This window comes from Amycolatopsis sp. SB7-3, assembly GCF_041021335.1.
Taxonomy (GTDB): domain Bacteria; phylum Actinomycetota; class Actinomycetes; order Mycobacteriales; family Pseudonocardiaceae; genus Amycolatopsis; species Amycolatopsis japonica.
This window is the reverse complement of the sequence record NZ_JBFPJQ010000010.1, coordinates 98429-116394: the sequence shown is the minus strand read 5'-3', so window position 1 is coordinate 116394 and position 17966 is coordinate 98429. Positions and strand designations below refer to the sequence as shown.

The 17966-nt window shown below is 69.3% G+C and carries 23 protein-coding genes and 2 pseudogenes; 11 read left to right on the top strand and 14 right to left on the bottom strand.

Annotation, left to right across the window (positions count from 1 at the left end; translation table 11 throughout):
* Positions 1-22 precede the first annotated feature (22 nt).
* A complete protein-coding gene (locus tag AB8M46_RS39305; protein WP_037344855.1) occupies positions 23-409 on the top strand; it encodes a PPOX class F420-dependent oxidoreductase in 387 nt (128 codons plus the stop codon).
* Here the strand turns inward: AB8M46_RS39305 and AB8M46_RS39300 are convergent.
* From AB8M46_RS39300 to hisH, 3 genes are all read right to left on the bottom strand, one after another.
* Positions 393-749, bottom strand: coding sequence for a DUF1330 domain-containing protein (locus AB8M46_RS39300; RefSeq protein ID WP_394363441.1), 357 nt, complete (start codon positions 747-749; stop codon positions 393-395). The genes AB8M46_RS39305 and AB8M46_RS39300 overlap by 17 nt on opposite strands.
* An 80-nt stretch (positions 750-829) precedes the next feature.
* Positions 830-1567 (bottom strand): bifunctional 1-(5-phosphoribosyl)-5-((5-phosphoribosylamino)methylideneamino)imidazole-4-carboxamide isomerase/phosphoribosylanthranilate isomerase PriA, encoded by a 738-nt coding sequence (gene priA / locus AB8M46_RS39295; protein WP_037344851.1) that lies wholly within the window; start codon positions 1565-1567, stop codon positions 830-832.
* A 9-nt stretch (positions 1568-1576) separates the two neighbouring features.
* The gene (gene hisH, locus AB8M46_RS39290; protein WP_038510345.1) at positions 1577-2200 is read right to left on the bottom strand and encodes an imidazole glycerol phosphate synthase subunit HisH; all 624 of its coding nucleotides are present in this window, start codon (positions 2198-2200) and stop codon (positions 1577-1579) included.
* A gap of 136 nt (positions 2201-2336) precedes the next feature.
* Here hisH and AB8M46_RS39285 point away from each other — a divergent pair, with 136 nt between their 5' ends.
* Positions 2337-2516, top strand: a complete 180-nt coding sequence (locus AB8M46_RS39285) for a hypothetical protein (RefSeq protein ID WP_016335976.1) — start codon at positions 2337-2339, stop codon at positions 2514-2516.
* A gap of 71 nt (positions 2517-2587) precedes the next feature.
* Positions 2588-3760: an acyl-CoA dehydrogenase family protein gene (locus tag AB8M46_RS39280; RefSeq protein ID WP_378427765.1), complete on the top strand. Its 1173-nt coding sequence runs from the start codon at positions 2588-2590 to the stop codon at positions 3758-3760.
* Between the two features lie 7 nt (positions 3761-3767).
* Here the strand turns inward: AB8M46_RS39280 and AB8M46_RS39275 are convergent, their stop codons facing one another.
* Genes AB8M46_RS39275 through AB8M46_RS39265 form a run of 3 tightly spaced genes read right to left on the bottom strand, consistent with a single transcriptional unit; the run spans position 3768 to position 5794 of the window.
* A complete protein-coding gene (locus AB8M46_RS39275; RefSeq protein ID WP_037344844.1) occupies positions 3768-4196 on the bottom strand; it encodes an NUDIX hydrolase in 429 nt (142 codons plus the stop codon).
* A 10-nt stretch (positions 4197-4206) separates the two neighbouring features.
* Positions 4207-5097, bottom strand: coding sequence for a transketolase family protein (locus AB8M46_RS39270; RefSeq protein WP_037344841.1), 891 nt, complete (start codon positions 5095-5097; stop codon positions 4207-4209).
* Between the two features lie 4 nt (positions 5098-5101).
* A complete protein-coding gene (locus tag AB8M46_RS39265) occupies positions 5102-5794 on the bottom strand; it encodes a transketolase (RefSeq protein ID WP_394363440.1) in 693 nt (230 codons plus the stop codon).
* Between the two features lie 52 nt (positions 5795-5846).
* Between AB8M46_RS39265 and soxR the strand changes: the two genes are divergently transcribed.
* Together soxR and AB8M46_RS39255 are read left to right on the top strand one after the other, a co-directional pair.
* Positions 5847-6308 carry a redox-sensitive transcriptional activator SoxR gene (soxR, locus tag AB8M46_RS39260; protein WP_016335982.1) on the top strand — a complete coding sequence of 154 codons (462 nt, stop codon included), beginning with the start codon at positions 5847-5849 and terminating at the stop codon, positions 6306-6308.
* Positions 6309-6355: 47 nt separating this feature from the next.
* Positions 6356-6678, top strand: a pseudogene (locus AB8M46_RS39255) (hypothetical protein).
* Here the strand turns inward: AB8M46_RS39255 and AB8M46_RS39250 are convergent.
* Both AB8M46_RS39250 and AB8M46_RS39245 read right to left on the bottom strand, forming a co-directional pair.
* Positions 6652-7524, bottom strand: coding sequence for a hypothetical protein (locus AB8M46_RS39250; RefSeq protein ID WP_394363439.1), 873 nt, complete (start codon positions 7522-7524; stop codon positions 6652-6654). The pseudogene AB8M46_RS39255 and the gene AB8M46_RS39250 sit on opposite strands and share 27 nt — an antisense overlap.
* Positions 7525-7570: 46 nt before the next feature.
* Positions 7571-8140, bottom strand: coding sequence for a TetR/AcrR family transcriptional regulator (locus AB8M46_RS39245; RefSeq protein WP_016335985.1), 570 nt, complete (start codon positions 8138-8140; stop codon positions 7571-7573).
* Positions 8141-8300: 160 nt separating this feature from the next.
* On the opposite strand from AB8M46_RS39245, the gene AB8M46_RS39240 reads away from it, so the two are divergent.
* Positions 8301-10481 (top strand): MMPL family transporter, encoded by a 2181-nt coding sequence (locus AB8M46_RS39240; RefSeq protein ID WP_394363438.1) that lies wholly within the window; start codon positions 8301-8303, stop codon positions 10479-10481.
* A 59-nt stretch (positions 10482-10540) separates the two neighbouring features.
* Here AB8M46_RS39240 and AB8M46_RS39235 read toward each other — a convergent pair.
* Both AB8M46_RS39235 and AB8M46_RS39230 read right to left on the bottom strand, forming a co-directional pair.
* Positions 10541-10977: pseudogene (locus AB8M46_RS39235) on the bottom strand (NADAR family protein).
* A gap of 43 nt (positions 10978-11020) precedes the next feature.
* Positions 11021-11176 (bottom strand): hypothetical protein, encoded by a 156-nt coding sequence (locus tag AB8M46_RS39230; protein WP_016335988.1) that lies wholly within the window; start codon positions 11174-11176, stop codon positions 11021-11023.
* 88 nt (positions 11177-11264) lie between these two features.
* Here AB8M46_RS39230 and AB8M46_RS39225 point away from each other — a divergent pair, with 88 nt between their 5' ends.
* The 3 genes from AB8M46_RS39225 to AB8M46_RS39215 are packed head-to-tail and all read left to right on the top strand — an operon-like array spanning position 11265 to position 12642.
* Positions 11265-11603 (top strand): ArsR/SmtB family transcription factor, encoded by a 339-nt coding sequence (locus AB8M46_RS39225; RefSeq protein ID WP_394363437.1) that lies wholly within the window; start codon positions 11265-11267, stop codon positions 11601-11603.
* Positions 11600-12070, top strand: a complete 471-nt coding sequence (locus tag AB8M46_RS39220) for an SRPBCC domain-containing protein (RefSeq protein WP_394363436.1) — start codon at positions 11600-11602, stop codon at positions 12068-12070. The genes AB8M46_RS39225 and AB8M46_RS39220 overlap by 4 nt, the downstream gene beginning before the upstream one ends.
* Complete coding sequence (locus AB8M46_RS39215) at positions 12070-12642, top strand: dihydrofolate reductase family protein (RefSeq protein ID WP_037344827.1); 573 nt, start codon at positions 12070-12072, stop codon at positions 12640-12642. The genes AB8M46_RS39220 and AB8M46_RS39215 overlap by 1 nt, the downstream gene beginning before the upstream one ends.
* Positions 12643-12659: 17 nt before the next feature.
* On the opposite strand, the gene hisB is transcribed toward AB8M46_RS39215, so the two are convergent.
* Genes hisB through hisD form a run of 3 tightly spaced genes read right to left on the bottom strand, consistent with a single transcriptional unit; the run spans position 12660 to position 15678 of the window.
* Positions 12660-13259: an imidazoleglycerol-phosphate dehydratase HisB gene (gene hisB / locus AB8M46_RS39210; protein WP_007029930.1), complete on the bottom strand. Its 600-nt coding sequence runs from the start codon at positions 13257-13259 to the stop codon at positions 12660-12662.
* Positions 13256-14356 (bottom strand): histidinol-phosphate transaminase, encoded by a 1101-nt coding sequence (locus AB8M46_RS39205; RefSeq protein WP_037344823.1) that lies wholly within the window; start codon positions 14354-14356, stop codon positions 13256-13258. The genes hisB and AB8M46_RS39205 overlap by 4 nt, the downstream gene beginning before the upstream one ends.
* Complete coding sequence (hisD, locus tag AB8M46_RS39200) at positions 14353-15678, bottom strand: histidinol dehydrogenase (protein WP_394363435.1); 1326 nt, start codon at positions 15676-15678, stop codon at positions 14353-14355. The genes AB8M46_RS39205 and hisD overlap by 4 nt, the downstream gene beginning before the upstream one ends.
* Before the next feature lie 84 nt (positions 15679-15762).
* Between hisD and AB8M46_RS39195 the strand changes: the two genes are divergently transcribed.
* On the top strand, positions 15763-16557 hold the full coding sequence (locus tag AB8M46_RS39195; protein ID WP_350596780.1) for a carbon-nitrogen hydrolase family protein: 795 nt from the start codon (positions 15763-15765) through the stop codon (positions 16555-16557).
* Here AB8M46_RS39195 and AB8M46_RS39190 read toward each other — a convergent pair.
* On the bottom strand, positions 16505-16993 hold the full coding sequence (locus AB8M46_RS39190) for an Lrp/AsnC family transcriptional regulator (protein ID WP_394363434.1): 489 nt from the start codon (positions 16991-16993) through the stop codon (positions 16505-16507). The two genes, AB8M46_RS39195 and AB8M46_RS39190, sit on opposite strands and share 53 nt — an antisense overlap.
* Positions 16994-17061: 68 nt before the next feature.
* On the opposite strand from AB8M46_RS39190, the gene AB8M46_RS39185 reads away from it, so the two are divergent.
* Complete coding sequence (locus tag AB8M46_RS39185; protein WP_394363433.1) at positions 17062-17958, top strand: SMP-30/gluconolactonase/LRE family protein; 897 nt, start codon at positions 17062-17064, stop codon at positions 17956-17958.
* Positions 17959-17966 lie beyond the last annotated feature (8 nt).

Here is a 17966-nt window from a genome sequence, read left to right as displayed (position 1 = left end):
GGACAGCGCCTAGACTCTGCACATGGGATCGGAGTTCGAGCGGATCGCCGCCGAGAAGTACGTCGTCCTGACCACCTTCCGCAAGAACGGCACCCCGGTGCCGACGCCGGTCTGGGCGGCGGGCGACGGCGGCGAACTGGTGATCTGGTCCGAACGGAAGGCGGGCAAGGTCAAACGCATCCGCAACAGCGGGCGGGTCGAGGTCCAGGCCTGCGACTTCCGCGGCAACAAGACCCACGGCGACGTCGTCGCGGGCGAGGCGCGGCTGCTGGATCTCGACGAGACCGAACGTGTGCGCAAGGTGATCGCGCGGAAGTACGGGATCACCGGCCGGGTCACGATGTTCTTCAGCAGGCTGCGGGGGCCGAAGGACCGGACCGTGGGAATCGCGATCAAGCTGGCCGAGTGAGCTGAGCCTCCCGCAGCTCCGCCGCCATCGCCGCCGAGTCGTGGTCCGGCCCGCAGCCCTCCACCAGGATCAGATCGCCCGGGATGTGGTCCGCCCGCAGGTGCAGGATCTCCCGGTAGGCGGGCGACGCGTACCACTCGCGGGCCACGGCCAGGCTCGGGAAGCCGATCATCACCAGCGCTCCCGGCCACTCCCCCTCGACGACCTCGATCTCGTTCCCGTGCACGAGGAACTTCCCGCCGAAAGGGTCGAGCGTGTCCTGTATCCGCTCCAGGTACTCGAGCACCTCTTCGGTCGGTGCACCGGTGGGGCGAAGGTGGGCGATACCGTACGCGGTCATGATGTCCTCCCAGGTTTCGTTGTCCTGGAAGGAATCCTGACCGAACGGGCGCGCGGCGTCGATTACCCGGGAGGTAAAGCTCAGAACTCCGCGACGGCGGCGAGCGCCTCGGGCAGGGTGAACGCGCCGGCGTAGAGCGCCTTGCCGACGATGGAACCCTCGACACCGTCGCGGGCCAACGCGGCCAGCGCGCGGAGATCGTCCACACTGGACACACCGCCGGAAGCGATGACCGGCGCGTCGGTGCGGGCGGCGACCTCGCGGAGCAGCTCGATGTTCGGGCCCTGGAGGGTGCCGTCCTTGCTCACGTCGGTGACGACGTAGCGCTGCGCGCCGTCGCGGTCGAGCCGGTCGAGGACCTCCCAGAGGTCACCGCCGTCCTGCGTCCAGCCGCGCGCGGACAGCCGGTGCCCGGCCTCGGTGATCCGCACGTCCAGCCCGATGGCGACCCGGTCGCCGTAGGAGGAGACGACCTTCGCGGTCCACTCCGGGTCCTCCAGCGCCGCCGTGCCGAGGTTGACCCGGCGGGCGCCGGTGGCCAGCGCGGCCTCCAGCGACGCGTCGTCGCGGATGCCGCCGGAGAGCTCCACCTGGACGTCGAGCTTCGCCACGACGTCGGCGAGCAGCTCGCGGTTGGAGCCCTTGCCGAACGCGGCGTCGAGATCCACCAGATGGATCCATTCCGCCCCGTCACGCTGCCAGGCGAGCGCCGCCTCCAGCGGGCTGCCATAGGAGGTTTCGGTGCCGGCCTCGCCCTGGACGAGTCGCACGGCCTGGCCATCGGCCACATCAACGGCGGGAAGGAGCGTGAAAGTCACGCGCCCACTCTAAGCGAGGGTGTTCAGCCAGTTGCGCAGCAGGTGCGCACCCGCGTCCCCGGACTTCTCCGGGTGGAACTGGGTCGCCCACAGCGGCCCGTTCTCGACGGCGGCGACGAAGTCCTGACCGTGGTTCGCCCAGGTCACCTTGGGTTGCTGCCCGGCGAGGCCGGAGTCCAGGTCCCAGGTCCGCGCGGCGTAGGAGTGCACGAAATAGAACCGCGTGTCCGCGTCGAGCCCGGCGAACAACTGCGAATCCTCCGGGGCGCGGACGGTGTTCCACCCCATGTGGGGGAGGACGTCGGCCTCCAGCCGGTCGACCGTGCCCGGCCATTCGCCCGCGCCTTCGGCCTCCACGCCGTGCTCGACCCCGCGTTCGAACAGGATCTGCATGCCGACGCAGATGCCCAGCACGGGGCGGCCACCGGCGAGACGTTTGCCGATGATCTTCTCCCCCGACACCGACCGCAGCCCCTCCATGCAGGCGGAGAAGGCGCCGACACCGGGAACGACCAGGCCGTCGGCCTCCAGCGCGGCATGCGGGTCCGCGGTGACCTCGACGTCGGCACCGGCGCGCTCGACGGCGCGTTCGGCGGACCGGAGATTGCCGGACCCGTAGTCCAGGATCACCACGCGAGGAGTAGCCACGCTCTCCAGGCTAGCGGACCGGATTTTCCCCGGATTCCCTGTTTCGACCTTCACTCTTCTGGGTAATAGCGACTCCGAGTGAAAGGCCGGCGCAGGACCGCCCTGCACTTATGGAGGAACGATGCAGGACGCCGACGACCTGACCCGCCTGCTCAACGCCTGGCGCGAGGACATCGACAGCGTGCCTTTCCCTACCTTCGCGGAGCTGCTGATCCCGGCGCAGAAGCGGCGCTCCGCCCCCGCCCGGACGGCCACGGCATCGGTTCAGGTGACGAAGACCACCGGATGGCGCGATCGCTGACACCCGACTCCGGTCGTGTGTGTGGTTTTCTTCATAGGAAGATGCCCCACCGAGCCGACCAGGAGTGACGCATGAGCAGCAGCCCGGATCCGCGCGACTTCCTCGATCTCGACGCCGAGCTCTCCGCCGAGGACCGGGCCATGCGGGACGCCGTGCGCTCGTACGCGCACGACCAGCTCCTGCCGAACGTCGCCGAATGGTACGAAACGGGCGCCCTGCCCGCCGCCGAGCTCGCCAAGGGGTTCGGGCAGCTCGGACTGCTCGGCATGCACCTGGAGGGTTACGGCTGCGCGGGCACCAGCGCGGTCGCCTACGGCATCGCCTGCCGCGAACTCGAGGCCGTCGACTCCGGGCTGCGCAGCTTCGTCTCGGTGCAGGGTTCGCTGGCGATGTACGCGATCCACAAATGGGGCACCGAGGACCACAAGCAGGAGTGGCTGCCGCGGATGGCCGCCGGTGAGGCGCTCGGCTGCTTCGGCCTGACCGAGCCGGACGCCGGCAGCGACCCCGGCAGCATGCGGACACGCGCGGTGCGCGACGGCTCCGACTGGGTGCTGAGCGGCACGAAGATGTGGATCACCAACGGAACCGTCGCCGACGTCGCGGTCGTCTGGGCGCAGACCGACGAAGGCGTGCGCGGCTTCGTCGTCCCCACGAACACGCCGGGCTTCACCGCGAACGAGGTCAAGCACAAGCTGTCGCTGCGGGCCTCGCTGACCGCGGAACTGGTGCTCGACGGCGTCCGCCTGCCGGATTCGGCGGCGTTCCCCGAGGTCAGGGGACTGCGCGGACCGCTGTCCTGCCTGAACGAAGCGCGCTACGGGATCCTGTTCGGCGTCGTCGGCGCCGCTCGCTCCTGCTACGAGTCCGCGCTGGAGTACACGCTGAGCCGGGAACAGTTCGGCAAACCGCTGGCCGGATTCCAGCTCACCCAGCGCAAACTCGCCGACCTCGTCGTGGAGGTCAACCGCGCCGGGCTGGTCGCGCTGCGGATCGGGCGGCTCAAGGACGCCGGGACGCTGCACCACAACCACGTCAGCTTCGGCAAGCTCGCCAACGTCCGCTCCGCGCTGGAGGTCGCCAGGACCGCGCGCGGCATGCTCGGCGCCAACGGCATCTCGCTGGAGTACCCGGTGATGCGGCACATGTCGAACCTGGAGACCGTGCTGACCTACGAGGGCACCGAGGAGATGCACGCGCTCTCGCTCGGCCAATCGGTCACCGGGCTGGCCGCTTTCCGCTGAGCGGCGATCAGTCCCGCGCGGAAAGGAGATCCGCGAGCCCGTCCGGGTAGAGGATCGCCTTGCCGCTCGCCACGTCGGCCATCGGCAGCCAGTGCACGCGGGCGCCGTCGTCGAGGACGACGCCGACCTCGTCGCGCTCGTAGAACGCCTTGTCGATGAGGTCGGCGGTGAACAGGAACACGATCTCGTGCCCCGGCCTGCCTTCGAAGGTGAACACGTTCTCCAGCACGGCGATCTGCTCGACCGAGGTCAGCTCCGCCGCGAGTTCCTCCTGGAATTCGCGGTGCAGCGCCTCGGCGGCGGTCTCGCCGAACTCGATCCCGCCGCCCAGCGGCCGGTGGTAGGTCACTCCTTTGGCGTGGTCGCGGCCTTCGAACACGAGAAGGTCGTCGCCGCGGCGGATCACCCCGAGCGCGAGCGGGCGGATCTTCGTCATCCCGGTGACGCTAGCGGAGGAATTCCTTGACGGACAAGGCGATCGAACCGGCGTCGAGACCGTGGGCGAGGTCGTGATCGGCCATTTCGCCGTAGATCCGGACTTCCGCGTCGCGCCGGACGCCCAGCGACAGCAGCCGGTGCGGCGTTTCGGACAAAGCGTCCGCCACCGCGTGCGCCGAGGTTCCCGCGAGGTAGGGCTCGACCAGTACGACGTCGGTGCTGCCCGCGGCCTCCACGGCCGAACGCAGCCCGGCGGCGTCGAACGGCCGGATCGTCGAGGTGTAGAGCACGGTGACGTCGAGATCGGCTGTCGCTTCCAGCACCCTGTCGAGCATCGGCCCGACGGCCACGACCACGCCCCGCCCGCCTTCGCGCAGTGTCTGCAGGCCCGCGCCCAGATGCGCTTTCGCGTTCTCCTGCGCGGAAAGCCGGAGATAGACGCGCCCGGTGCCGGGGATGGACTCGAGCAGCAGCCGCCGTGCTTCCTCGGGGTGTCCCGGCACGTGCACGGTCCAGCCCGGCAACGTGTCGATGAGGGCGACGTCGCCGGGCGCCTGATGCGTCCGCCCGGCGGTCGGCATGTCGTAGGACGCGCCCGACGACACCAGCACGGCGCCGACGTCCTGATGTCCGAGGTCGAGTTTGACCTGCTCGAAAGCCCGCTCCACGAGGAACGACGAGAAGGTGTGGACGATCGGGCGCATCCCGGCCAGCGCCAGCCCGCCCGCGGTGCTCATCATCAGTTGTTCGCGGATGCCGACGTTGAGCACCCGGTCGGGATGTTTCCTCGCGGCGAAGGCGAGTTGTGCCGCGGAGATGTCGGCGAGCACGACGGCGACGTTCGCGTCGGTGTCGAGCACTTCGGCGGCGGCTTCCAGGAACGTTTCGCGCATGTTCACGGGTTCATGCCTTTCGCTCGACGGTCGCGACCACGGCGAGCGGCCGGTCCGGATGGGGGCTGGTGAGGGCTTCGTGGAGCGCGTCGTGGTCGCGGCCGTCGACGGTGCGTGTCGTCCAGCCCTCGACCTCGAACCGGCGCGCGATCCCGCCGGGCCAGCCGTGCGTGGCCGAGGAGTTGTCGACGACGACGGCGGTCAGCTGCGGCATGCCGATACGGCCGGCGACCGCGATGGCCTCTTGGTTGGAGCCCTCGTCGAGTTCCGCGTCGCCGACGAGGGTGACGACCTTGGCGTCACGGAATCCCTTGGCGCGCAGGCCGAACACGGTGCCGATGGCCAGCGGAAGGCCGTGCCCGAGCGAACCGCTGGAGATCTCGGCCACGGGCAGCCTCGCCCGGTCCGGATGGTGGCCGAGCCGGGACTCGGCCGAAGTCCAATCGGCGAGTTCCTCCTCGTGGATGAATCCCTTCTTCGCCAGCACCGCGTAATAAGCCATCGGGCCGTGGCCCTTCGACAGCAGGAAACGGTCGCGGCCGGGCTCGCGGATGTTCTCCGGGGTGATGTCGAGCACACGGTCGTAGAGCACCCATAAGACGTCCACAGTGGACTCCGCGGCGGCCTGATGCTTCTCGTCCCCGGTCATCAGCGAGATCAGCCGCGGCAGATCCTCGTAGCCGGTCTTGATGTCAGTGGTCATGAACCGAGGTTGCAACCTCGACTTAGGTCGAAGTCAAGGCTAGCCTGGCGACGTGACGAGATTGGCTGAACACCTGAGCATCGGACAGGTCGCCGACCGCAGCGGCGTGCCCCATACGGCTTTGCGTTTCTACGAGGACAAAGGGCTGATCAGCTCCGAACGCTCGGCTGGCAACCAGCGGCGGTACTCGCGTTCGGTGCTGCGCCGGATCGCCTTCATCCGCGCCGCGCAACGGGTCGGCCTCAGCCTGGACGACATCAGCTCGGCACTGGAGACCCTACCCAAGGACCACGCCCCCACCAAGGCCGACTGGGCCCGCCTTTCGCGAGGCTGGCAGGACGAGCTCGACGCGCGGATCGACGCGCTGCAGCGCCTGCGTGACCGGCTGACCGGCTGCGTCGGCTGCGGTTGCCTTTCCCTGCGCAGCTGCGGGCTCTACAACGCCGACGACCAGATGTCGCGGTTCGGCCCCGGCGCGGGCAAACTGCGCCCGGCGTCCGAGGGCGGCATCTGAATTCCGTTGCCACGCGGGGGCCGGATGTTGGGTCACTGTGACTCGAAATGGACAAGAAACACCTCATCCGGGTCTCGAAGCGACTCCCCCGGCATCTGCGGCACGCACCCGGCGACATCGGGATCACCCTCACCCCCGACGAACTCGACGAAGTCGTCGAGGGCAACGACAAACGGCGCGAGGGCTCCGGCCGATGAACCGGCACGCCGTGCATCTCTCGGCGACCGTGGACACCGCGCGAGCCGTCGGGGCGCGGGAAATGACCGCCGCCGGACACGAATTCCAGGTGAGCGCCAACGGTGTGTGGCTCACCGCGGCCGTTCCGCCGGAGTTCTTGCGGCGGCTAGACGAGGCCGTTGGCCCTCAGTAGCCCTAGTGTGCCCACGGTGAACATGCCGTTCCACTCCAGCGCGGCCGCGGGCGAATAGCTGGTGTAGTCGACCCGCCAGCCCCCGTCTTCGTGCTGGCCGCCCGCCACCCGCCGCAGATCCGCTTCGATGACCTCGGGCCGGAAGAGTTTCCGTGCCGGGCCACCGGGTTCCGGGGCGAAATCGAGCGGGCGCATCGCCTCGCCTTCGATGCCGCCGCCGACGGCGACCACCCCGTCGGCCGGGAGGAACCGGCCGAGCTTCTCGACCAGACGCGTGTCGCCCAGGGCGTCCACCAGCTTCATCGCGAAGGCGAGCACGAGCGCGTGCGGTGTCTCGTCGAGCTTTTCGATCTCGCCGAGGCAGTAGCTCGTCGCCTTCGCCAGCCACGGATGCGCGGCGACCGCGGGATCGTGCGCCGCGACGCGATGGGCGGTGACCGCGACGATCGCGGTGATCTGCAGCGAGGAGACCGACGGATCGGCGTTCGCCCAGAACGGCGCGCTGCCGAACGGATCCGGCATCGGGACCGCGAACGGGATCCCGCCATCCGGCAGGGAAATCGATTCGAGCCAGTCGCAGAGTCCGGCCGCGCGCGGACTGGTCGCCGGGCCGACGTCGGCGAAGACCTCGAAAGCGTGCAGCGCGCCACCGGGCTGGCTCGTCACCGAGCGGCAGTCGGGTTCCAGCCCGTGGCCGTAACCGCCGTCGGGATTGCGGTACGCCTCCAGCGCGGCGAGCGCCGCCGCGGGGTCACCGTCGCGGAAAAGGACGTCGAAGCGCCGCCTGTCGAGCAGTCGGGTCTGAGTGGCCATGAACGTGGCCGCCGTCGTCAGATCGATGTTCATACCGACAGCGTCGCGTGGATCGCGGCCGCCGTCTTGAACACATCGGTCACGAACGGCGGCGCGGGCGGTTGTAGAGCTTGCGCCCGACGGCCAGGAGCGTTTCGCGCAGCGTTTCGTCGTCGAGCGACGCGACCTCGGGCGAGCCGCCGGCGACGGCGATCCCCGCCAGCAGCACCTGCGCGGTGACGATCGCGGTGAGATCCGGATCCGGGCCGACCAGGATCTCCAGCAGCCGGTTCTTGAAACTGTCCGAGCTGTGCACGGACTTCTCGATCGCGCGGGCGATGCCGGGGTCGCTGGAGAACAGGGCGACCAGCGAACGGTGCCGCACCACGAGATCGACGAAACCGTCGAGCAGATGGTCGATCTGCGCACCCCGGGTGCGCTGGGCGCGGGCGTCGTCGACGATGCCCTCCAGCTCGCGCAGCACGGGCTCGGCGACCGACTCGGTGATCTCCGCCTTCGTCTTGAAGTGGTAGTAGACGGCGGCCTTCGTGACGCCGAGGGCGTCCGCGATCATCTGCAGCGAGGTGCCTTCCACGCCGTGTTCGGTGAACAACCGCAACGCCGTGCCCAGTAGTCGCGTGCGGGTGTCCTCCGCGTGGACGACGTCCATGTTCCCTCCTCGTTCAGCCGTCGGAGATTACGTCAAGCGTGCCCGCGTGGCCAAACGAGTACTAGCCGTGCGGCTAGTCACACACTTGCCGATCGGCTTGTAGGCCCCTAGCCGATCGGCTAGCTTGGAATGAACCTGATCGAGTGAACGGGAGACTTTCGTGGCCAGCTTCCTCTACCGCCTGGGCCGGTTCTCGTTCCGGCGCCGGGCACTGGTGACGGCGGTGTGGGCCGCCGTCCTGGTGGCCCTCGGCGCGGGAGCGCTGACCCTGTCCGGCCAGCTTTCGAACTCGGTGACCATCCCCGGCACCGAGTCGCAGAAGGCGATCGACCAGCTCGCCGACCGGTTCCCGGAAGCCGCCGCCGGTGGCGCGACGGCGCGCGTCGTCATCTCGACGCCCGGCGACATCACCGACCCCGCCGGACAGGCGGCGATCACGGGACTCGTCAAGGGACTCGAGAACGCCCCGAAGGTCGCCGGCGTGGTCAACCCGCTACAGATGCAGGCGATCTCCCCCGACAAACACGTCGCGCTGGCGCAGGTCAGCTATCGCGTGCCGGGCTTCGAGCTCACCGACGCCGACCGCGAGGGCTTGATGGCCGCCGCGGACGCCGCCAAGGCGGCCGGGTACACAGTGGACTTCGGCGGTGACGCCGTGCAGGCGATGCCCGCGACCAACGCCACCGAAGGACTCGGTGTCGCCGTCGCCGCGGTCGTCCTGATCATCACCTTCGGCTCGCTGCTCGCGGCCGGGATCCCGCTGCTGACCGCGCTCATCGGCGTCGGCATCGGCATGGCGGGTATCACCACGGCGTCCGGTTTCCTCGAACTGAACACGAACACGCCGGTGCTCGCGCTGATGATCGGCCTGGCCGTCGGCATCGACTACGCGCTCTTCATCGTCTCCCGGTATCGGCACGAACTCACCATCGGCCGCGATCCGGAGGAGGCCGCCGGACGCGCCACCGGTACCGCGGGCTCCGCCGTGGTGTTCGCCGGGCTGACCGTCATCATCGCGCTGGCGGGCCTGACCGTCGTCGGCATCCCGTTCCTCGGCGAGATGGGGATCGCCGCGGCGATCACCGTCGCGATCGCGGTCGTCATCGCGCTCACCTTGCTGCCCGCCATCCTCGGCTTCGCGGGCGGCAAACTGGCGGGCGGCAAGATCCGCTTGCGCCGCAAGGAAAGCACGACGACGCACGGCGAGCGCTGGGCGAAGTTCGTCGCCCGCCACCGGATCCCGGTACTGATCGCCGCGATCGCCGGACTCGCGATCGTCGCCGTGCCCGCCGCGAGCATGCAGCTCGGCCTGCCGAACGACAGCACCGCCGCGCCGGACACCACCCAGCGCAAGGCCTACGACACCGTCGCCCGCAGCTTCGGCGAAGGCGCCAACGGCCCGCTGGTGATCGTCGTCGACCTGAGCGGCAGCACCGACCGGCAAGCCGCGCTCCAGCAGGCGGCCGCGGGTATCGGCGGCCTCCCCGAGCGCCCGATCGTCACGCCGCCCAAGACCAACCGCGGCGGTGACCTGGCGTTGCTGACCGTCATCCCGAAGAGCGGCCCGAGCAGCACCGCGACCGAAGACCTCGTCAGCGACATCCGCGGCCTGAACGCGAAACTGGGCTCGGCCACCGGTGCGTCGCTGGCCGTGACCGGCCAGACCGCGGCCAACATCGACGTCTCGGAGAAACTCGCCGACGCGATGCTGCCGTATCTCGCGCTGATCGTCGGGCTCGCGTTCCTGTTGCTGATGCTGGTGTTCCGCTCGATCGTCGTCCCGCTGAAGGCGACGCTGGGCTTCCTCGGCTCCGTGGTCGCGACGTTCGGCGCCGTGGTGGCCGTGTTCCAGTGGGGCTGGCTCACCGACCTGCTCGGCGTGAAGACGACCGGGCCGATCATGAGCATGCTGCCGATCCTGCTGATCGGCGTGCTGTTCGGGCTCGCGATGGACTACCAGGTGTTCCTGGTGACGCGGATGCGGGAGGAATACGTCCACGGGGCCGACCCGCAGCAGGCGATGGTGACCGGTTTCCGGCACGGCTCCCGCGTCGTGGTCGCCGCCGCGCTGATCATGATCAGCGTGTTCGCCGGCTTCGTGCTCGCGGAATCCTCGCTGATCCAGTCGATCGGGTTCGCGCTGGCCTTCGGGGTGCTGGTGGACGCGTTCGTGATCCGGATGACCATCGTGCCGGCGCTGATGTCGCTGCTCGGCCGCGGTGCGTGGTGGCTGCCGAAGTGGCTGGACCGCGTGCTGCCCGATGTCGACGTCGAGGGCGAGAAGCTCGCGAAGCAGCTGGATGCGCCTGATGAGCGGGAGCTGGTCGACGCCACGAAGTAGGTCCGTCCGTGAAGGCCTCCTTGAGTGACTCTGGGTCCCTCAAGGAGGCCTTCACGGATTCAGCCGAGTGCCGCGCGGGCCTCTCCCAGCGCGAAGCCGAGCAGGTTCAGCCCTCGCCAGCGTTCGGCGTTTTCGACGTGCGGATGGTCGGCCGCCAACCCGATCCCCCAGACGGTGTCCAGCGGGCTGGCCTCGACCAGCGGCCCAGCGCCTTGGCCTCACGCGGATGCCGGGCACCGAGGATCCGCGCCGCGCTCTCGGCGTCGTCGAACAGGACCGCTTTGCGCCACATCATGTAGTGCTCGGCCGTCGGGAAGGTTTCGCCGTCGGCGGTGAACCGGGCGGGCCACCACTGGCTGAAGCATTCGGGCCCGACCATGCCGTCACGCCGGGGCTGATGACCCCAGAAGTACAGGAACTTGACGCGGCTCCCCGATCGCTGGAGCCGGACGACCTCGGCGACCGAGCGCGGGTTTCCGGACATGCCGGACAGCATGCTCGCCGTCGTCGTGACGCGCAGCCGATTTAGCGGACGGCGTTCAGGCCAGCCAGGCGATGGCGCCGCCGATGGCCAGCAGCGCGCCGATCCCCAGCACGACGGCCATGAACTTGACGCTCTTCCAGGTCGCGTAGACGCCGCCGATCAGGAAGCCGCCGAGCGCGAACAGCAGCACAGCGATGGTCGTGTTACTCACGACCGCCACCCTGCCACACGCCCGCGAGCCGGACCGCGCCGGGCTCGTCCCTTGTCACCGGGGCGGGACCCGGCTAACGTACAACCACATGGTTGTACTTCGTGAGGAGAGCGAGGAGTCGCTCAACCAGCTCTTCCGCGCCTTGGCCGACGGCACCCGCCGCGACATCCTGGCGCGGGCGATCGCGGAAGCGCCGACGGTGTCCGAGCTCGCCGCGCATTACGAGATGAGCTTCGCCGCCGTGCAGAAACACGTCGCCGTGCTCCAGCGCGCGGGGCTCGTGCGGAAGCGCGCCAACGGCCGCGAACAGCTGGTGTCGACCGACCGCGAGCGGCTCAAGCGCGCCACCGAGCTTCTCGACTCCTACGAAGTCCTTTGGCACCAACGGGTGGCGCAGCTCGACGATGTCCTCCGGGAAGGGGAATGACGATGCCGATCACCTCGGTCACCAAAGATCCCGAGAACCTCCAGCTCACCGTCGTGGCGGACTTTCCCGTTCCGCAAAAACGCCTTTGGGCCGCTTGGGCGGATCCAAGACAATTGGAACGCTTCTGGGGGCCGCCGTTCGCGCCCGCCACGTTCACCCATCACGATTTCCGGACGGGCGGCCGCGCCGAATACTTCCTGACCGGGCCCAACGGCGAGAAGTGGCCCAATTCCTGGAAGTTCGCCGCGGTGAATCCCATCGACTTCTTCGAGGCGGAGGACGGTGACGGCGACGACGAGGACATGCCCACGTCCATGACTTTCACCTTCGAGACGACAGCCACGGGATCCCGGATGATCCATGTGACGCGCTTTTCCAGCGTCGAAGCCATGGAAAAGACGATTCCCGGGATGGAAGAGGGGTTCCGCGCCGCGATGCCCCAGCTCGACGCACTGCTGGAGGCATGATGCGGAAGCTCAAGATCATCGAGCACATCTCGCTCGACGGCGTGATCCAGCATTCCGAGGACGAGAACGGCTTCCCGTACAGCGGCTGGAACATGCCCTACCGGACCCCCGCCGGCCGGGAAGCCCTCCTGGCCGCGCACACCGAACGCTTCGACCTGCTGCTCGGCCGCCGCACCTACGACCTCTGGTCGGAATTCTGGCCGGACGCGCCGAGCGAGCCGTTCGCGGACCGGATCAAGGCGGCGACGAAGTTCGTCGTCACCCACCGGCCGGAAAGCCTGAAATGGGGCCCGTTCGAGGGGATCGGGCCGGACATCGTCACCGCCTTGAGCCGCATCAAGGCGCAGGACGGACCGGACCTCATCCTCTCGGGCAGTTCCACGTTGACGTCGACGTTGCTCGAAAACGGACTCGCGGACGAAGTCGTGCTGGCCGTCTACCCGCTCCTTTTGGGCACGGGCAAGCGTTTCTTCGCCGAAGGAACGCCTGCCCAGGCCCTGGACTTCGTCGGCTCGACGACGACTCCGTCCGGCGTCCAGCTCACCACCTACCGCCCCACCGGCCGCATTTAGTCCTCTAAATGCGGGGGTTAGAGGACGCCCTTCGTGGACGGGATGCCGCCCGCCCGCGGGTCCGGCTCGGTCGCGGCACGCAGCGCCCGCGCGACGGCCTTGTACTCGGCCTCCGCGATGTGGTGCGGGTCCCGGCCGTGCAGCACGCGGACGTGCAGCGCGATCTGCGCGTGGAACGACAGCGAGTCGAACACGTGCCGCGTCAACACGAACGGGTAGTTCCCGCCGATGGTGAAGCTGTTGAACTGCTCGGGCTCGCCCAGGTGCACGCAGTACGGCCGCCCGGAGACGTCGATCGCGGCGTGCGCGAGGGTTTCGTCCATCGGGATCCACGCGTCGCCGAACCGGCGGATACCGCTCTTGTCGCCGAGCGCCTGCCGCAGCGCCTGGCCGAGCACGATCGCGGTGTCCTCGACGGTGTGGTGCGCGTCGATGTGCACGTCACCGGTCGCCTGCACCTTGAGGTCGAGCGAGCCGTGCACGCCGAACGCGGTGAGCATGTGGTCGTAGAACGGGACACCGGTGTCGATCTCCACCTGCCCCGTGCCGTCCAGATCAAGCTGGACCGAAATGGACGATTCCTTGGTGGTGCGGTCCACCTTGCCGACGCGACTCATCGCGGCACCTCCTTGCTGGCCTCGAGAAAGGCGTCGTTCTCTTCCGGCGTGCCGATGGTCACCCGCAGGTGCCCGGCGATGCCGACGTCCCTGATCAGTACACCGTTGTCCAAATAGGACTTCCAGGTCGCGGGCGCGTCCGCGAACCGTCCGAAGAGGACGAAGTTCGCGTCACTCGGAACCGGCGTGAATCCCAAGCCCAACAACGATTCCACCACGCGATCGCGTTCGGCCGCGAGTTTGGCGACCGAGGCGAGGGTGGCGTCCGCGTGCCGCAGCGCGGCGCGCGCGGCGGCCTGCGTGAGCTTCGAGAGGTGATACGGCAGGCGCACCAGCTGCAGCGCGTCGACGATCGCGGGCGCCGCCGCGAGATAGCCGAGCCGTCCGCCCGCGAAGGCGAACGCCTTGCTCATCGTGCGCGAAACGATCAGCTTCGCCGGGTACTCCTCGATCAGCTCGACGGCGCTCGGCTGCGACGAGAACTCCGCGTACGCCTCGTCGACCACCACGATGCCCGGCGCCGCTTCGAGCAGCCCGCGCAACTCGTCGAACGGGATCGACCCGCCGGTCGGGTTGTTCGGGCTGGTCACGAACACGATGTCCGGACGGCGTTCCCGCACCAGCGCGGCCGCCTTCTCGGTGTCGAGCGTGAAATCGTCGCGGCGCGGCACCGGCAGCCAGTCGGTGCGGGTGCCCGCCGAGATGATCGGGTGCATCGAGTACGACGGCTCGAAGCCCAGCGCCGACCGGCCGGGACCGCCGAAGGCCTGCAGGATCTGCTGCAGGATCTCGTTGGATCCGTTGGCGGCCCACACGTTCGACTCCGAGACCAGCACACCGGTGGACACCGCGAGATAGTCCGCGAGGTCCTGGCGCAGCGCGACGGCGTCGCGATCCGGGTACCGGTGCAGCGAAGCGGCCTCGGCGCGCACGGCCTCGGCGACGTCAGCCACCAGTGCGTCCGGCGGCGGGTACGGGTTTTCGTTGGTGTTGAGCCGGATCGGCACGTCGAGCTGCGGTGCGCCATACGGGGTCTTGCCCCGCAGGTCCTCCCGCAGCGGGAGCGCGTCGAGCGTGATCTCCTCGCCGATGCTCATGCCCGCTCCCCCTCGAACCGCGCCGTGATGGCCTCGCCGTGTGCGGGCAGGTCTTCGGCGTTCGCCAGCGCGACGACGCGGCCGGCGATCTCGCGCAGCGCGTCCTGGCTGTAGTCGACGACGTGCACGCCCTTGAGGAAGCTCTGCACCGAAAGCCCGGACGAGTGCCGCGCGAACCCGCCGGTGGGCAGGACGTGGTTGGACCCGGCGCAGTAGTCGCCGAGCGAGACCGGCGCGTACGCCCCGACGAAGATCGCGCCGGCGTTGCGCACACGGGCCGCCACCGCACGCGCGTCCGCGGTCTGGATCTCCAGGTGTTCCGCGGCGTATGCGTCCACGACGCGGATCCCGTCGTCCACAGTGGACACCAGAATGACGCCGGACTGCTTGCCGCCCAAGGCCTCCGTCACCCGCTCGGAGTGCTTGGTCGCGGCGACGCGACCGGTGAGTTCCTTGTCGACGGCGTCCGCGAGCTCCTCGGACGTGGTCACGAGCACACTCGCGGCGAGCGGGTCGTGTTCGGCCTGGCTGATCAGGTCGGCTGCGACGTGCACCGGGTCCGCGGTCTCGTCGGCGAGGATCGCGATCTCGGTCGGGCCCGCCTCGGAGTCGATGCCGATGATGCCGCGCAGCAGCCGTTTGGCCGCGGTGAGGTAGATGTTGCCGGGCCCGGTGACGATGTCGACGGGCTCCAGAGTCGTGCCGTCGGTGTCGGTGCCGCCGTACGCGAGCAGCGCGACGGCCTGCGCGCCGCCGACGGCCCAGACCTCGTCGACGCCGAGGAGTTCGGCGGCGGCCAGGATCGTCGGGTGCGGGAGCCCGCCGAACGCGGCCTGCGGCGGCGAGCACAGGACGAGCGTGCCGACGCCGGCGATCTGCGCCGGGACGACGTTCATCACCACGGTCGAGGGGTACACCGCGAGCCCGCCCGGCGCGTACAGCCCGACGCGCTCGACCGGGATCCAGCGCTCGGTGACGGTGCCGCCGTCGACGACCTCGGTCGTGACGTCCTGACGGCGCTGATCGCCGTGGACCTTGCGGGCGCGGACGATGGACTCCTCCAGCGCCTCGCGGACGGCCGGGTCCAGGTTCGCGAGCGCGCTCGTGAGCTCAGAGGCGGCAACGCGGACACCACCGGGGCGGACCTTGTCGAACTTCTCGGTGTACTCGAGGACCGCCTCGACGCCGCGATCGCGGACCGCCTCGACCACCGGCCGTACGTGATGCAGTGCCGCGTCCACGTCGTACTCGGCACGCGGGAGCGTGCTCCTGAGTTCGGCAACGGACGGGACCTGTCCACGCAGGTCGGTACGGTTCAGCATGGGTCAAGGGTACGAGGTGGCCGGATCGCCCCGAGCAGGCACACTGGGGTGGTGACCAGCGATCCCACGATGAGGGAGGCCTCCGTGCCGCGAATCGGGTTGTGCCAGCTCACGGCGGCCGAGGATCCCGAAACGAACCTGAAGCTGATTCGCGAAGGCGTGACGGCCGCGGCGGCCGAGGGCGCGCGGATCGTGGTGTTCCCCGAGGCGGCGATGGCGCGCTTCGGCATCCCGCTCGCGCCCGTCGCGCAACCCTTGGACGGTCCCTGGGCGTCCACAGTGGCGGCTCTCGCCGACGAGCACGGCGTCGTGGTCGTCGCGGGCATGTTCACGCCGTCGCCCGACGGACGCGTGAGCAACACGCTGCTCGTCACCGGCGCGGGGCATCATTTCGGCTACGACAAGATCCATCTGTACGACGCGTTCGGGTTCGCCGAGTCGGACACGGTCGCCCCGGGGACCGCCCCGGCCACCTTCGAGGTCGACGGCGTGACCTTCGGCGTCGCGACCTGTTACGACATCCGCTTCCCCGAACTCTTCCGGAAGCTGGCCGACGACGGCGCCGACATCGTCCTCGTGCCCACGTCCTGGGGCGCGGGCGAGGGCAAACGCGAGCAGTGGGAGGTGCTGGTGCGCGCCCGCGCGCTCGACTCCGGCTGCTGGGTGCTGGGCTGCGGGCAGGCCGATCCGGCCACGACCTCGACCCCGGTGAACCCCAAGGCGCCGACCGGGATCGGCTACTCCACGGTGTCCGATGGCTTCGGCCGCCTCCACACCCAGCTGGGCGCCGGGCCGGAACTGGTGATCGTCGACGTCGACCCCGCGGTCAGCGGGAAGGCGCGGGCGGCGACGGGGGTTCTGGCGAACCGTCGCCTGTAGCGTCCACCGAGCGCTCGAAGAAGGATTCGAGCACCACGATCGTCTGTGTCCCGGTCACGCCCTCGATCGCGTACAGCCTGCGCAAGGACGCCTGCAGCTCTTCGGTGGTCGGCGTGCGCACCTTCACCAGCAGCGAGGCCGGGCCCGCGATGATGTGCGCCTCGACGACCTCCGGCAGCGCTTCCAGCGCGGCCTTGGTCGGCGCGTCGCCCATCCACGAGCCCGCCTCGACCAGCACGAACGCCATCACGCCCCGGCCCACTGCCGCCGGGTCGACGTCGACGGTCGTGCGCCGGATGACGCCCTGTTCGCGCAATTTGCGGACCCGCTCGTGCGCGGCGCCCGCGGACAGCCCGACCGTCTTGCCGAGCGCGGCATACGCCTGAGTCGCGTCCTGCTGCAACGCGGTGAGCAACATGCGATCCACGTCATCCATGCCTTGACCATATCAAGTTCGGCGGTTCATGATGATCGCAATATCTCATTCGGAGCACTGGGGTTCTCATGGACATGGTCAAGGCGCAGTTCGAAATGCTCGACGAGCGGTTCGCCCGCGTCAACGGGGACGAGTGGATGCGGCGGCTGCACACCGGCTGCCGCTGGACCGAGGGACCCGCCTACTTCCCCGCCGGGCGGTACCTGGTGTTCAGCGACATCCCGAACGACCGGGTCCTGCGCTGGGACGAGACCACAGGCGCGGTCGGGGTGTTCCGCGAGCCCGCCGGATTCCACAACGGGCACACCGTCGACCGGCAGGGCAGGCTCGTCAGCTGCGAACAGGGCAACCGCCGGGTGACGCGCACCGAGCACGACGGCACGACGACCGTCCTCGCGGAGACCTATCAGGGCAAGAGGTTCAACAGCCCCAACGACGTCGTCGAGTCCTCGGACGGCGCGATCTGGTTCACCGACCCGAGTTACGGCATCGACAGCGATTACGAGGGCCATCAAGCCGAGAGCGAGATCGGCGCCTGTCACGTCTATCGCGTCGATCCGGTGGACGGTTCGGTGCGGATCGTCGCGGACGACTTCTCGCGACCGAACGGGTTGGCGTTCTCGCTCGACGAGTCGCTGCTCTACATCGCGGACACGCGGCAGAAGCCCAGCCACATCAGGGTTTTCTCGGTGGACGACGGCCGGCTTTCCGGCGGCGAGGTCTTCGCGACCAGTGACGCCGGCGGTTTCGACGGCGTGCGCCTGGACGCCGCGGGGCGGGTCTGGGCGGCCGCGCACGACGGCCTGCACTGCTTCGCACCCGACGGCACGCGGATCGGGAAGCTTCGGGTGCCGGAGGTCTGCTCGAACCTGACCTTCGGCGGGCCGCGGCGGAACGACCTGTTCATCACCGCGTCCAGTTCGGTGTACACGCTGCGGGTGAACTTCTCGGCCCCCCGCATTTAGAGGACGAA